We start from the raw sequence: 15067 nt of genomic DNA on the forward strand, positions 1-15067 counted from the left end.
GTAGGGGTACAGGTCGTTTTTTGCAGTGGGTGGAGTTGTTTACTCAATGATAACAGATGTTTTATTCCCATTTCGTTATGAATTCAGTCACCCCTTTTTTAATTCCATTATAAAACTTTCCATTTTTAAACTCGGGTATCATGGTTTTGTCAATCACTTCTTTACAAATTGAATCAGTCAAAATGAGTTCAGTTCCAAGTCCAGTGGCGATTCCAATTTGTTGACATTGACTACAGACAACAATCGTTAACCCATTATTTTTTTCAGCATCTCCAACGGCCCATTCATTCCCTAAATCAACTGCGTATTGTTGAATATTTTGGTATGGTTTTATCCTATCAACTGTGACCACTACAATTTGTCTAGTAGTCTCAATATTATAATCATAGAGGGTTTTGGTCAGTTCCTTCCGTTGTGATTCAGTAAGTATTTGTGCATAGTCATTTATGATTCCAATGGATTCTGGAAAAGTCTTTTTTTTTATTCCCGAAAAGTCAAATTCAGTAGCGGGTTCTTTCTTTTCGGTTTCCTGAGTTGAACCTTTGCATGAAAGCAAACTTACTGTCAGGATTAGAATTAATAGTTTAGTTCCGATTCTCATGTAAGGTATTATATTCAATATGTATAAGTGACTACTTCAGTTATTCATCTTTTATATGTCTGGTAAAAAATGAATAACTAAGATATGCTAATTAATTTATAAGGTGTAAATTATCAATAATTTGTTGTAAAGTGTAAGTAAGGATCCACAAAAAAAACCGAGACAATCGTCTCGGTTTTTTTTTGAATATATGCATTCTTTAGGGTCTAACTAAAATGCTTCTATAGTGTCTACTGCATCTAAGAGCGAAGCGATCTAACATCTAACAGCGAAGCGGTCTTACGTCTTATTTGTTAAAACTGATAGCGAATACTCAAAGCGACATCAAATTCTAAATCATCATCGATATCATTTAGAATCCCAATTTCAGGTCTAAAATCCAGTGATAATAATAACGGAATATCAAAATTGTATTCAATACCAACGGTTCCTGCGGCGTTTAGAAAAAACTCTTCAATATCTCTACCAATCACAAACCGATCATCAAAGTCAAATGAGCCAACGGCAGCACCAACACCGGCATACCAATTAAAACCACCGTCCAGATTCCATACCCATTGGTATAAACCTGTAAATCGGATGGCATCAAAGTTGTCAGCACTTCGCCATCCAAGTCCTAATTCCAATCGATTGTTATCTCCTAGACCACGTTGATAATTGACTTCTGTGCCAAAACCATCATTGTCGCCTATGCGAATTCCGATGGCGTTTTTTGAAATTTCTTGCGCCTGCATCGAGGCAGCAATTCCTAAAAAGAGTACGAAACAAAAAATCGTTTTTTTCATAAAGTGTTTTTTAAATTGATATTCATTAGTATGTTTTATAACGCAGGATATACCATTAAATTTTAATGTATTTTTGATGATATGCATACGCAGTTAAAACAATTATCTAGTCAACTTTCTGGAGAACTCCATACCGATACGCTTCACAAGCATATCTATGCAACAGACGCTTCTGTGTACAGAAAAGTTCCCCAAGCGGTTGCGTTCCCCAAAGATACGAGGGATATACAATATTTGGTTCATTTTGCATCCAAAAATAACACCACCTTAATTCCGCGTACCGCTGGAACTTCCCTTGCAGGGCAGTGCGTAGGCGATGGGATTGTGGTAGATGTTTCAAAGCATTTCACAAAAATTATTGATTTAGATATAGAAAAACGTCAGGTTACTGTGCAGCCAGGGGTGATTAGAGATGAGTTAAATACATACCTAAAACCACACGGACTCTTTTTTGGACCTAATACCTCCACTGCCAACCGATGTATGATGGGAGGGATGGTTGGCAATAATTCTTCTGGGACCACCTCTATCAAATATGGTGTCACCCGTGATAAAGTCGTTCGCTTAAAAACCGTACTCAGTGATGGTAGTGAAGTGGTTTTTGAACCCTTATCAGAATCCCGCTTTCGCGAAAAATGCCAATTGTCCAATCTAGAAGGGAACATTTATAAAACACTCGAAGAGACGTTATCATCGGGAGAAACACAGCGCCAGATAACCTCCGAATTCCCCAAACGCGAAATTCATAGACGGAATACGGGATATGCTATAGACGCACTGATTCACCAGCATCCATTTACTGCTGAAGGAGCTCCCTTAAATATATGCGCTTTATTAACAGGAAGCGAAGGAACACTCGCGTTCACCACAGAAATCACATTACAACTCGACGAATTACCACCCACACACGGCGTCCTTGTGGCCGCTCATTTTAAGACCTTAGAAGAGTGTTTAAAGTCCGTCACATTGGTCATGAAACATGATCTTTATACTTGTGAGATGATGGACAAAGTGATTCTTGATTGCACCAAAAATAACCGTACCCAAGCCAAAAATCGATTTTTTATAGAAGGCGACCCCGCAGCCATTCTCACATTAGAAGTTCGCGACACCACACTAGAAAAAGCACGTGCACAAGCTACAGCCCTTGTAGATGCCATCAAAGCCTCAGGATTTTCCTATGCCTATCCTATTTTAGAAGGAAAACAGATTGATCAGGCGATGGAATTACGTAAAGCAGGTTTAGGGCTATTAGGAAATATGATCGGTGATCGTAAAGCAGTCGCTTGTATAGAAGATACGGCTGTTGCTTTAGAAGATTTAGCCTCCTATATTGACGCATTTACGGCCATCATGGATGATTATCAACAAGAAGCCGTCTATTATGCCCATGCAGGTGCTGGTGAATTGCATCTACGCCCTATTCTTAATCTTAAAGAAGCAAAAGATGTAACACTTTTTAGAAAAATCACTACCGATGTGGCGAAGCTCGTAAAATCTTACCAAGGCTCCATGAGTGGTGAGCATGGTGATGGGATTGTGCGATCTGAATTTATCGAAATGATGATTGGTACTTCTAATTACGAACTCTTACGAAAAATAAAACACACCTTTGATCCGAAATCCGTTTTTAATAAAGGTAAGATCATTGATCCGCTACCTATGGATCAAGCATTGCGATACGAAGTAGATCGAGAAGAACCTGTGATAGAAACCCTCCTTAATTTCTCTGATCAAGAAGGTATTTTAAAATCAGCAGAAAAATGTAATGGAAGTGGCGACTGTCGGAAGCTTCCGAACGCAGGAGGAACGATGTGCCCGAGTTATAGAGCGACGCGCAATGAAAAAGATACCACAAGAGCCAGAGCCAATGCCTTGCGGGAGTTTTTAACCATCTCAGAAAAACCAAACCCCTTTGATCATCCAGCACTCAAAGACGTATTTGATTTGTGTGTGAGTTGTAAAGCCTGTGCCAGTGAATGTCCTAGTAATGTAGATGTCGCTACGCTAAAAGCCGAGTTTGACTACCAGTATCAAAAAACACATGGGAGTTCGTTACGAACCAAACTATTTGCGCATAATACCCGTGTAAATCGTATAGGAGCAAAGACCCCTTGGTTGTATAATGGCTTACTTAAAGTAACGGGTGGTCTAGCTAAGCCAACGCTTGGAATAGCAAAGAAACGTAGCTTACCTAAATTAAATATTTTTAAGAAAGTGTCCGCTTTCGCGAAAGCGGAAAAAACAATAAAAAAAGTAGTTTTATACATAGATGAGTTTACACACTACCTAGATGGAGGAATAGGAAAAGACGCCTACGAGTTACTCACAGGATTAGGATATGAAGTAGCGTGTTTACAAGGGTTGGAAAGCGGTCGGTCCTATATATCCAAAGGATTTTTAGAAGAAGCCAAAGCACTCGCTAATGCAAACGTGGCAGATTTTAGTGATCTCTCGGCAGATGAGGTTCCGATTCTAGGTATTGAGCCTTCAGCGATACTCACCTTTAGAGATGAATACCTTCGATTGGCAGATGATGTAGAAGGGGCAAAACGTCTAGCGAAACATTCCTATTTACTAGAAGAGTTTTTAGATAATGAAATGCAACTAGGAAATATCCGTTCTGAGCAGTTTTCCGCGAAAGCGAAAAAAATAAAAATTCACGCACATTGTCATCAAAAAGCGCTCTCATCAGTGTCACACACCTTTGCTATTTTAAACCTCCCTAAAAATTATACACCCACCATCATTCCGTCAGGATGTTGCGGGATGGCTGGGAGTTTTGGCTACGAAAAAGAGCATTATGAAATCAGTATGCAGATGGGAGAACAAACCTTATTTCCTGCGATACGTAAGGCGGATGCAGATGTCATTATCGCCGCCAATGGAACGAGCTGTAGACATCAAATAAAAGATGGAACCCAACGCACGGCTTTGCATCCTGTGAGTATTTTACGACAGGCATTGCTCGATGTAGGTGGGTGAGATACAGAATACTAAATTTATTGCTATTTTTTTTGAATGATTACCAATATCATCCTGATAAAGTTTCATATTCATAAAAACAGGAAAGCATACCTATAAATTAAGATTCCTTCCTTATTTTTAAAGTTGCTTAAACTCGCTTTATGCAATAGAAAATCTATTATGTCTTGAAATCACTTCAAAATCAAACGTTTCACTGTATTTTTTAATCTAACCATAGCGATGCTATGCTGAAATTAATAAAACACTTGATTTTATTGTGTTTTCTAGTCTCATTACGAAGTTCTATTACGTAATCCAGGTTAAAAAAAAGAAAATCGTATGTCAACCCAACCTAAAATTACCCGCTTTAATCAAAATGTAGTCGCTAAATATCAGATTTACAATAGTATATTTATGACATTGCCTTTTTATGAAGTCACAAAAACGGGTGCTCTTTTACCACTGTTTCATGAGACCTGCAAAAAAGGATTTGCACACCAAGAAGATCCTACTACCATTGTTGAAACGTTTTTTAAGAAGTATCAAGCAAGACGATCTCCACAAAGTCAGATTAATTTGTTGTTTCGATTTATTCAATATATAGAACGTCAGGTGGTTTTATTTGATGCTATTGAAGATGCCGCTTTCGCGAAAGTCCATAACATGGACGGTATCGGTACCTTGCGAAGTCTAAAAGAATCGGCTGCGGCTGATAATAAATTGGAGATACTTCAAAAATATCTAGAAGAGTTTAAAGTGCGTATTGTGTTGACGGCACATCCTACGCAATTTTATCCAGGGGCTGTGCTAGGAATCATCACAGATCTTACGGAAGCAATTAAACAAAATGACTTATTACTCATTAATGATTTATTAGCACAGTTAGGAAAAACACCTTTTTTCAAACACAAAAAACCAACCCCTTATGATGAAGCGGTGAGTTTAATATGGTACTTGGAAAATGTGTTTTACAAATCTTTTGGAATGATTTACGATTACATCCAACAAAATATTTTTGATGGAAAACACATCGATAATGATATCATTAATGTTGGATTTTGGCCAGGAGGTGATAGAGATGGAAACCCTTTTGTAACCCCAGAAATCACCTTAAAAGTAGCACAACGATTGCGGGCAACGATTATTAAAAATTACTATCGTGATGCGAAGCGTCTAAGACGTAAACTTACATTTGATGGCGTAGAAGATAGGATTGTTGCTTTAGAAACCGAGCTTTATAAAATCATTACCAATCAAAAATCAGATCTTACACTAGCCACTTTTGAAAGGGAGCTTAAAGAGATAAAAAATCTTGTGATTACTAAGCATCAATCCCTTTATGTAGATGAGGTCAACAGCTTCTTAAATAAAGTGCATCTCTTTGGTTTTCATTTCTCTGCTTTAGATATCCGTCAGGATAGCCGAAAGCATGATCAGTTTTTTAATGATATGGTCAATGCAACAATAGAGAGCGGAAGTGATCTATTTCCAAAAAACTATCATGAGTTAACCGAAAAAGAGCAAGTCACCTTACTCTCCAAAGTACAAGGGAAAGTAGATTTGTCTTGGATAAAAGATGAAGAAACCCTTAAAGCATTACAAACCATAGAAGCCATAAAAACCATTCAGGAAACTAATGGTGAGCAGGCAGCTAATAGATATATCATTAGTAATAATCAAACAACACTCAATGTGATGCAGTTGTTTGCGATGTTGAAATTAGTCGCATTCCAAGATCAACTGACTGTAGATATTGGACCTTTGTTTGAGACCATTACAGATTTAGAGAATGCCCCTACCGTGATGGAGGATTTATATACAAACCCTGAATATGCTGCTCATTTAAAATCCAGAGGGAATAAGCAAACCATTATGTTAGGTTTTAGTGATGGGACCAAAGATGGTGGATATTTAATGGCCAATTGGGCGATTTACAGAGCCAAAGAAAATTTAACCGCAATTTCTAGAAAGTATGATATTACGGTGATCTTTTTTGATGGACGCGGAGGGCCACCAGCGAGAGGAGGAGGGAAGACGCATAACTTTTATGCTTCACTTGGGCCTACCATCGAAGACAAAGAAGTACAACTCACCATCCAAGGGCAAACGATTAGTTCTAATTTTGGAACATTAGATTCATCCCAATACAACTTAGAACAGCTGATTAGTTCGGGGATTTATAATAGCCTTAATGAAGTAAATCTGAGTATGTCTCCAGAAAACAGGGAAGTGATGAATGATCTTGCAAAACGAAGCTATGAGACGTATGCGGCCTTTAAAGCGCATCCAAAGTTCATCCCCTATCTAGAGCATATGAGCACGCTTAAATACTATGCTAAAACGAACATAGGAAGTCGTCCTTCCAAACGCGGAAATGCAAAAGGCTTAGTTTTTTCGGATCTAAGAGCGATTCCGTTTGTAGGATCTTGGAGTCAGTTGAAACAAAACGTACCTGGTTTTTTTGGGGTAGGCACTGCTTTAAAACATTATGAAGATATTGGTGAATTTGAGAAGGCACAACATCTTTATAAAACCTCAAGTTTCTTTAAGACATTGATAGAAAACAGCATGATGTCCTTGTCTAAATCCTTTTTTGATTTGACAAAATACATGTCAGAAGATCCAGAATATGGTCCTTTTTGGACGATTATTTATACAGAATATGAAACCACAAAACGTCTTATCTTGAAGCTAACAGGCTATAAAGAACTCATGGAAGAAGAACCTGCAGGTAGGGCTTCCATTGCGGTCAGAGAGTCTATTGTATTACCTTTATTAACAATCCAGCAATACGCTTTAAAAAAGATTCAGGAGCTTGAAAAAGCTGAAGTAAGAGATGAAGCACAGATTGCTGTGTTTGAAAAAATAGTGACGCGTTCGTTATTTGGTAATATCAATGCGAGTCGTAATTCGGCATAATCAATAGAATTTATTTTTTTTATACGCTTTCGCGAAAGCGTAGCGAGGCAGAGGTTTATGCTGAGCGGAGTCGAAGTACGAAAGCGTACAAAGAAAAAACCTCAAAGCATACACTTTGAGGTTTTTCTTTTTAGTAGGTTGTATTCAGGTAAATTAATGTGTTACATTGTTTTAATGTTCATTTAATCTAAAATCAGGATATGCATCCATTCCATGTTCGTGTGCATCAAGTCCTTCTAATTCTTCACGCTCAGAAACTCTGATACCGACTGTCTTCTTCAGAACGAAGATAATTAAGAATGCAGATACTACACAAAAGCCAGCATAAGCAAGGACACCGTAGAGTTGTGGTAAAAAGGCTAAGGTATTAGCCGCTTCAGAAACTGTCGCGACTACCGCTCCACTAGCATTTAAAAACTCTCCTGCATCATTAGTAGAAGCGCTAAAGCCAAAGATACCAACGGCTAAGGTTCCCCAAATACCGCACACCAAGTGAACGGCAATGGCACCTACTGGGTCGTCTAATCTCATTTTATCTATAAAGCTTACCGCAAAAACGATCAATATTCCTGCTATAGCTCCAATAATAATAGCACTTGTTGGCGACATGACATCGGCACCAGCTGTGATTCCCACCAGTCCACCAAGGATTCCGTTTAAGAACATGGTAAGGTCTAGGTTTTTATACATAAGTGTAGATCCTATAGCTGCCACCACGCCACCAGCTGCAGCAGCTAAGCACGTCGTTACTAAGGTTAATGAAGTCAACCCTGGATCTGCCGATAAGACAGAACCTCCGTTAAAGCCAAACCATCCTAACCATAAGATGAGAACACCTGCGGTTGCTAGCGGAATGTTATGTCCAGGGATTGCTTGTGGTTTGCCTTCTTTATATTTTCCGATTCTAGACCCTAATAACCAAACAGCGACTAAAGCTGCCCAGCCCCCGACAGAATGCACTAAGGTAGAACCTGCGAAATCATAAAACCCTAATTCATCTAGGAATCCGCCACCCCATTTCCAAGAACCTGCAATGGGATAAATAAAGCCAACATAGAGCACTGTGAATATCATAAAAGGACCGATTTTCATACGTTCTGCTACAGCGCCAGATACAATCGTTGCTGCGGTAGCCGCAAACATCCCTTGAAATAAGAAGTCTGTCCAGTAGGTATAGCCTTCATTATACGCTAGATCTAATGTGCCTGCATCTGTCAAAGGAGAGTCCAATCCGATACCTGCAAATCCTATAAATCCATTGAAATCTCCTGGATACATCAAATTAAATCCTACTAAGGCGTAAAGGAGTAAGCCTACGGTGATGATAAATATGTTTTTAAATAAAATATTAATGGTGTTTTTTTGACGCGTTAGTCCGATTTCTAAAAATGCAAATCCGAGGTGCATAAAGAAAACGAGTGCTGTACAGAGCATCATCCATACATTATTGGTAGTAAGTAATTCCATGTGTTTTATTTTAAAGTGTTTCCGCCTTTTTCTCCTGTGCGTATTCTATAAACTTCTTCTATGTTTGAGACAAATATTTTACCATCACCTACATCACCCGTTGCGCCAGCTTCAAGAATGGCATTGATAGTGACTTCTTCAAAATCATCGTTGACAACGATAGATAAATAGCGTCTTTGTATATCGCTGGTGCTATAGGAAACTCCTCTGTAAACGTGACCTTCCTTTTCATTTCCAAGTCCTGTAACATCCCAATACGAGAAGAAGTTGACACCGACTTCGTGTAGTGCTTTTTTTACTGCAGAAAATTTAGATTTTCTAATAATTGCTTCAACTTTTTTCATTTTTTTACTATTAGTTAGAATTTATATATAGCGGCCAATACAAAAGATCCTAAGCTTTTGGTAGCGGCTAAGTCATTATCAATAAATGCATCATCCGAGGCACTATCGAGTCTAATTTCTGGTTTGATAATTAAATCATCTATGGTGATACTTCCTGTAAGTGTTGCTGCGATGACACTGGTATCTTCCACTCCAGATCCGATGGCTCCAAAATTACCGTCCTCGGCAAAAAACTCTCCTCGTAGTCCGACAGCAAATGTTTCTGAAATGGTATATTGTGGATATAGAGCAGCTCCCATGAATCCGCCAGCATCATCCTCAAGGGATAAGTAGGCGGCATTAATACCTAAGAAGAAGTCTTCTGAGAGATCAATACCTCCGGTAAAATCAATCTCAAAGAAAGATGGATCGTATAAAACATTTAGGTATTGATCTGCGTATCCTAGTTGTGCACCCACCGCATAATCACCCGTTGGGTTAAACTCGGTTACGTCTGTATCATTAAATACCCCCAACATTAAACTCACATCATCAGATAAGGCTATATCAGCTTTCAGACCTGTATGACTAAATGGGCCATAAGAAAATAAATAAGAAGTACTGTAGTTAAAATTGGGAACTGGAGAAATTACTTCATAGCCTAAGAAGGTGTTAAAATTCCCCATGGTTAGGGTTATTTTTTCATTTACATTCCAATAGGCATATAATTGATTTACGATATTACCTGTGGCAGAATACAAAGGAGAAGCAAAAATAGCATCCGTCCCTCTGGGACCATACACGAGATCTGCGACAAACCCTACTTTTTTCCCTTCATAGCTTACTATCACATTGGCCATTCCTAGCGCAAAGCCAGGTAAGTTAGCAAATGAGGATCCAGGGGCAATGGCATTTTCGTCATTTGGAGCTGTAAAATTAGCCCTGTAATACACATCGATGCTGCCAGATATTGATAATTTCTTTTTGGGGGTGTCATCACCTTCCTGAGCTGTTAAAGATATGGATACCAAAATAAGCGCTAGCATGTAAAGTTTTCTCATAATAAATAGTTTATAATTTGGTTAGTTGAGGTGTAAATCTATTTTTTTTTGAGCAGAGTGGGTAAAAAAATAGGGGTTAAAGTATAATTTTTACGAATATTTTATTTTAAACCCTAAAATTTTAGGGGTGTATGTGTTTTTTATTTAAAATATAACAATTTGATAATTGTAAAATTCAATAATTATTGATTTTAGGGTATTATTGATGAAGTATTTTTAATAAAATCAATTTTTCGCAAACGTTTTCGCAACAATTAGTAAAATATTGTGAAATTTATTTATTGAGTTTTTTGCAGTATTTGTGCTAAAAATTAGTAAATATTCATTTAGAACTCCTTTAACTGTGGATATGGGAAAAGTGTTTTCTGTTTTTTTTATATCAAATGACAGCGTATATATTAGTCTATTCGTAGAAGTATTAATAGCGAAAAAATAACCTCATTATGTTACAAAAACAAGGCCTCTATTTACCAGAATTTGAACACGATAATTGTGGTGCTGGATTTATATGTAGTTTGACTGGAAAACGTTCAAATGACATTATTCACAAGGCGTTAGAGATTCTAGTAAAATTAGAGCATCGAGGGGCAGTAAGTTCTGATGGTGTTACAGGGGATGGTGCGGGTATTTTAATTGATATTCCGCATGCTTTTTTTGAAAAATTTTGCGAGTTTACACTACCTAGTCCAGGAGCCTATGCTGTGAGTAATGTTTTCCTTCCGCGAAAGCTAAACCAGCGAGCGTATTGTATGAATGTTTTTGAAGCTGAAATTGCCAATCAAGGACTTCAGCTTATTGGGTGGAGAGATGTTCCTGTTAATAGCGATGTTTTGGGTGAAATTGCCAAGACAACAGAACCTTTTGTAAAACAAGTATTTATAGGAAAGTCTCAAAAAGATCAGTCTGACAGGGATTTTAATTTAAAATTATTTGCTGCTCGTAAAATCGCTGAACATACGATTTACGATTCAAAGCTATCAGAATCTCAATTCTTTTATGTACCGAGTCTTTCTACTAAAATCATCATCTTTAAAGGTCTTTTAAAGCCCGAACATATTAATGAGTATTATTTAGACTTATATAATACGACTTTAGATACACGGTTAGCGTTGGTACATCAGCGTTTTTCAACCAATACGTTTCCTACCTGGGATCTTGCACAGCCGTTTAGATATATCTGTCACAATGGCGAGATTAATACCTTGCGGGGAAATGTATCTCGTATGTATTCACGAGAAGAGATCATGGAGAGTGCATTATTTGGAGATGATATTAAAAAGATCATCCCGACGATTTTAAAAGGAAAGTCAGATTCGGCGACCCTTGATATGGTGGTAGAGTTATTACTCATGACAGGACGCTCCTTACCAGAAGCCATGATGATGCTTGTGCCAGAAGCATGGGAGAAGAACCCCAACATGTCGGATTCTAAAAAAGCTTTCTATGAATACAATTCATGCCTCATGGAACCGTGGGATGGTCCGGCATCTATTCCCTTTACAGATGGTAACTTTATCGGAGCTGTACTAGACAGAAACGGACTTCGCCCTTCTAGATATACGGTGACCAAAAGCGGTAATGTGATTATGTCTTCAGAAACAGGTGTTGTGGATATCAAGCCTGAAAATGTGAGTTTTCACGGTCGCTTGGAACCTGGGAAAATGTTTTTAGTCAACATGAGCGAAGGCCGCATTGTGAATGATGAAGAAATCAAAGAAGAGATTGCCTCACGACATCCCTACAGAAAATGGCTGAATGAAAACTTAGTGCACCTCAAAGACATTTCAGCAAAGAAGGGACCGATTAAATATGACGAAATAGCACTCGCCAAACGAATGGTGGCTTTTGGGTATACCGAAGAAGATTTGAATACCATTATTAGACCGATGGCACAGCTTGGGAAAGAGCCTATTGGGTCCATGGGAAGTGATACACCAATTGCTGTACTTTCTGAAAAGCCACAACTCATCTACAATTACTTTAAGCAATTATTTGCGCAAGTCACCAATCCGCCATTGGATGGGATTCGGGAAGAGTTGATTACAGATATTAGCCTCACCTTGGGATGTGATGTCAATTTATTTGATATTAGTGCGGCACATTGTAAAAAATTAAAAATTCAAAATCCAGTTATTTCAAAACATGATTTAGATAAAATTAGAAATTATGATACCAATCCTAATTTCAAAATAGCGTCTATCTCTATGTTATATGAAGTGAATCGAGGGTTAAACGAACTCGAAGTTGCTCTAGAAAACCTTATGTCTAAAGCTTCCAAAGCGATAGATGAAGGCGCCAATATCATTATTTTATCAGACAGATATGTAGATGAAAATCATGCGCCCATTCCAGCGCTTTTGGCCTGTTCCTATGTGAATCATGCCTTGCATAAGTTAGGAAAACGTTCCAAAGTAAGTTTGATTATAGAATCTGCCGAGCCTAGAGAAGTACATCACTTTGCCTTACTTTTTGGTTTTGGAGCCAGTGCGGTCAATCCGTATATCGTCAATGAAATTGTGCAGCAACAAGTTGATGCTAAGGAAGTCACCGATATGGAATATCTAAATGCCATCAAAAACTATAACAAAGCGATTGGGAAAGGGATTTTAAAGGTGATGAATAAAATAGGAATCTCTACTTTAAACTCGTATCGAGGTTCCCAATTATTTGAATGTATAGGAATTAATACTCAAACGGTTCACAAGTATTTTCCAAATACGCCCACCCGGATTCAGGGGATTGGTTTACGAGAGATTGAGCAAGAAATTGTAAAGCGGCATAAAAAAGCATTTCAGGTCAATACTACCACACCTGATATTGAAGTAGGAGGAGATTACAGATGGAGACGCGGTCAAGAAAAACACATGTTTAATCCGTTGACAGTTGCCAAACTACAGGAGTCTGTACGAACCAATAAAGCATCTACTTTTAAAGAGTATTCCGAATTGATCAATAATCAGTCTAAACATTTAATGACCATACGGGGGTTGTTTGAATTTGATCAATTTGATCCTATTCCTTTGGAAGACGTAGAACCGTGGACAGAAATAGTAAAGCGTTTTAAAACGGGTGCCATGTCGTATGGGTCTATTAGTAAAGAAGCGCATGAGAATTTGGCAGTGGCCATGAATAGAATTGGAGGTAAGAGTAATTCTGGAGAAGGGGGTGAAGATCAAGAGCGATTTTACAAAAGTGCTCAAGGCGATTGGAAAAATTCGGCGATTAAACAAGTAGCGTCAGGCCGATTTGGTGTAACGTCCAATTACCTAACCAGTGCCAACGAAATTCAAATAAAAATAGCTCAAGGCGCAAAGCCTGGTGAGGGCGGACAATTACCAGGACCTAAAGTTAATCGAGAGATTGCTAAGACGCGAAATTCAACGCCCTACGTAGGGTTAATTTCACCCCCACCGCATCACGATATATACTCGATAGAAGATTTATCACAATTAATTTACGATGTTAAATCTGCCAATCGAGAAGCACGTATCAATGTGAAGTTAGTCTCAGAAATCGGCGTTGGGACGGTGGCTGCGGGTGTAGCTAAAGCGAAAGCAGATGTTGTTTTAATTTCTGGATTTGACGGAGGGACAGGGGCTTCGCCACTTACTTCATTACGTCATGCAGGCCTACCTTGGGAATTAGGAATTGCCGAAGCCCAACAAACGCTAGTGATGAATGATTTACGGAATCGGATTGTGTTAGAATGTGATGGGCAATTAAAAACGGGTCGTGATGTTGCCATCGCCTGTTTGTTAGGTGCCGAAGAGTTTGGTTTCGCGACAGCGCCCTTAGTGGCATCAGGCTGTATTATGATGCGGGTGTGTCATTTGAATACCTGCCCCGTTGGGATTGCTACACAAAACCCAGAACTCCGTAAAAAGTTCAAAGGAAAGCCAGAACATGTAGTGAATTATATGTATTTCGTAGCGCAAGAATTACGAGAAATTATGGCATCCCTCGGATTTAAAACCGTCAATGAAATGGTAGGGCAAGTCCATAAACTCAATCGGAATAAAGCGATTGAGCATTATAAAGCATCAGGTATTGATTTAACTCCGATCCTCCATACAATTGATGTTCCAGAGGGTACGAAGTTGTATAATACAGAGCAACAAGATCACCATCTAGATAAGCACTTAGATTTCTTGATCATAAAGAAAGCACACCAAGCCTTATTTAGAAGGCAAAAGACTCATTTAACAATGCCAATTACCAATATAGATCGTGCGGTAGGAGCTATTTTGAGTAATGAAATCTCTAAAATTTATGGTGCCGATGGCTTACCAGACGATACGATCGATATTGATTTCAGCGGATCAGCAGGGCAGAGTTTTGGGGCTTTTGCGACCAAAGGATTGACTTTTAGAGTACATGGAAATACCAATGATTATCTTGGAAAAGGCTTGTCTGGAGCCAAGTTAATTATCAAAGTACCTAAAGCCTGTACCATTGTTCCTGAAGAGAATATCATTACGGGGAATGTCACTTTATACGGCGCCACTTCGGGGGAAGTGTATATCAACGGAAAAGCAGGAGAGCGTTTTTGTGTACGGAACTCAGGAGCCAAAGCGGTAGTCGAAGGGATTGGTGATCATGGCTGTGAGTATATGACAGGAGGCGTGGCTGTCATTCTAGGAAAAGTCGGTCGTAATTTTGGGGCAGGAATGAGTGGAGGGATTGCCTTTGTTTTAGATCAAGATCAGACCTTCACCCAACATTGTAATGCAGCCGATTTGAACATCGACCCTGTAACCTCCAAAGAGGATATACAACAGTTATGGGACTTGATTGAAAATCATTATGTAGCTACGTCAAGTCCACTTGCCAAACGCATTTTAGAAAATTGGGAAACGTATTTGCCAACATTCAAAATAGTAGTGCCAGAAGAATACAGACAAGCTTTAATCCGATTAGAAAACGAACAATTAGAAACAGCGTAAC

General features: G+C 38.6%; 8 protein-coding genes. 3 read left to right on the forward strand and 5 right to left on the reverse strand.

Translation table 11 applies throughout. From position 1 onward, the window contains the following. Positions 1 to 61 precede the first annotated feature (61 nt). Both ACFO3O_RS11695 and ACFO3O_RS11700 read right to left on the reverse strand, forming a co-directional pair. Positions 62 to 601: a TPM domain-containing protein gene (locus ACFO3O_RS11695; protein WP_379978962.1), complete on the reverse strand. Its 540-nt coding sequence runs from the start codon at positions 599 to 601 to the stop codon at positions 62 to 64. A 293-nt stretch (positions 602 to 894) separates the two neighbouring features. After that, positions 895 to 1386, reverse strand: coding sequence for a hypothetical protein (locus ACFO3O_RS11700; protein ID WP_379978964.1), 492 nt, complete (start codon positions 1384 to 1386; stop codon positions 895 to 897). Between the two features lie 81 nt (positions 1387 to 1467). Here ACFO3O_RS11700 and ACFO3O_RS11705 point away from each other — a divergent pair, with 81 nt between their 5' ends. After that, entirely contained in the window at positions 1468 to 4371 is a 2904-nt protein-coding gene (locus ACFO3O_RS11705; RefSeq protein WP_379978966.1) for an FAD-binding and (Fe-S)-binding domain-containing protein, read from the forward strand. Positions 4372 to 4692: 321 nt separating this feature from the next. Then, the gene (locus tag ACFO3O_RS11710; protein WP_379978968.1) at positions 4693 to 7272 is read left to right on the forward strand and encodes a phosphoenolpyruvate carboxylase; all 2580 of its coding nucleotides are present in this window, start codon (positions 4693 to 4695) and stop codon (positions 7270 to 7272) included. A 171-nt stretch (positions 7273 to 7443) separates the two neighbouring features. On the opposite strand, the gene ACFO3O_RS11715 is transcribed toward ACFO3O_RS11710, so the two are convergent. Genes ACFO3O_RS11715 through ACFO3O_RS11725 form a run of 3 tightly spaced genes read right to left on the reverse strand, consistent with a single transcriptional unit; the run spans position 7444 to position 10123 of the window. Further along, complete coding sequence (locus ACFO3O_RS11715) at positions 7444 to 8739, reverse strand: ammonium transporter (RefSeq protein ID WP_379978970.1); 1296 nt, start codon at positions 8737 to 8739, stop codon at positions 7444 to 7446. Between the two features lie 5 nt (positions 8740 to 8744). After that, positions 8745 to 9083 carry a P-II family nitrogen regulator gene (locus ACFO3O_RS11720; RefSeq protein WP_379978972.1) on the reverse strand — a complete coding sequence of 113 codons (339 nt, stop codon included), beginning with the start codon at positions 9081 to 9083 and terminating at the stop codon, positions 8745 to 8747. A gap of 14 nt (positions 9084 to 9097) precedes the next feature. Continuing rightward, positions 9098 to 10123: a porin gene (locus ACFO3O_RS11725; protein ID WP_379978974.1), complete on the reverse strand. Its 1026-nt coding sequence runs from the start codon at positions 10121 to 10123 to the stop codon at positions 9098 to 9100. A 443-nt stretch (positions 10124 to 10566) separates the two neighbouring features. On the opposite strand from ACFO3O_RS11725, the gene gltB reads away from it, so the two are divergent. Then, the gene (gene gltB / locus ACFO3O_RS11730) at positions 10567 to 15066 is read left to right on the forward strand and encodes a glutamate synthase large subunit (RefSeq protein ID WP_379978976.1); all 4500 of its coding nucleotides are present in this window, start codon (positions 10567 to 10569) and stop codon (positions 15064 to 15066) included. Position 15067 lies beyond the last annotated feature (1 nt).

Origin of the sequence: Dokdonia ponticola (genome assembly GCF_042653865.1) — a bacterium.
GTDB classification, from domain to species: domain Bacteria; phylum Bacteroidota; class Bacteroidia; order Flavobacteriales; family Flavobacteriaceae; genus Dokdonia; species Dokdonia ponticola.

Excerpts from the sequence above, each read along its gene's own strand:
- ACFO3O_RS11705 (WP_379978966.1), top strand. The coding sequence starts at position 1,468 with ATGCATACGCAGTTAAAACAATTATCTAGTCAACTTTCTGGAGAACTC.
- ACFO3O_RS11715 (WP_379978970.1), bottom strand. The coding sequence starts at position 8,739 with ATGGAATTACTTACTACCAATAATGTATGGATGATGCTCTGTACAGCA.
- ACFO3O_RS11700 (WP_379978964.1), bottom strand. The coding sequence starts at position 1,386 with ATGAAAAAAACGATTTTTTGTTTCGTACTCTTTTTAGGAATTGCTGCC.
- gltB (WP_379978976.1), top strand. The coding sequence starts at position 10,567 with ATGTTACAAAAACAAGGCCTCTATTTACCAGAATTTGAACACGATAAT.
- ACFO3O_RS11695 (WP_379978962.1), bottom strand. The coding sequence starts at position 601 with ATGAGAATCGGAACTAAACTATTAATTCTAATCCTGACAGTAAGTTTG.
- ACFO3O_RS11710 (WP_379978968.1), top strand. The coding sequence starts at position 4,693 with ATGTCAACCCAACCTAAAATTACCCGCTTTAATCAAAATGTAGTCGCT.
- ACFO3O_RS11725 (WP_379978974.1), bottom strand. The coding sequence starts at position 10,123 with ATGAGAAAACTTTACATGCTAGCGCTTATTTTGGTATCCATATCTTTA.
- ACFO3O_RS11720 (WP_379978972.1), bottom strand. The coding sequence starts at position 9,083 with ATGAAAAAAGTTGAAGCAATTATTAGAAAATCTAAATTTTCTGCAGTA.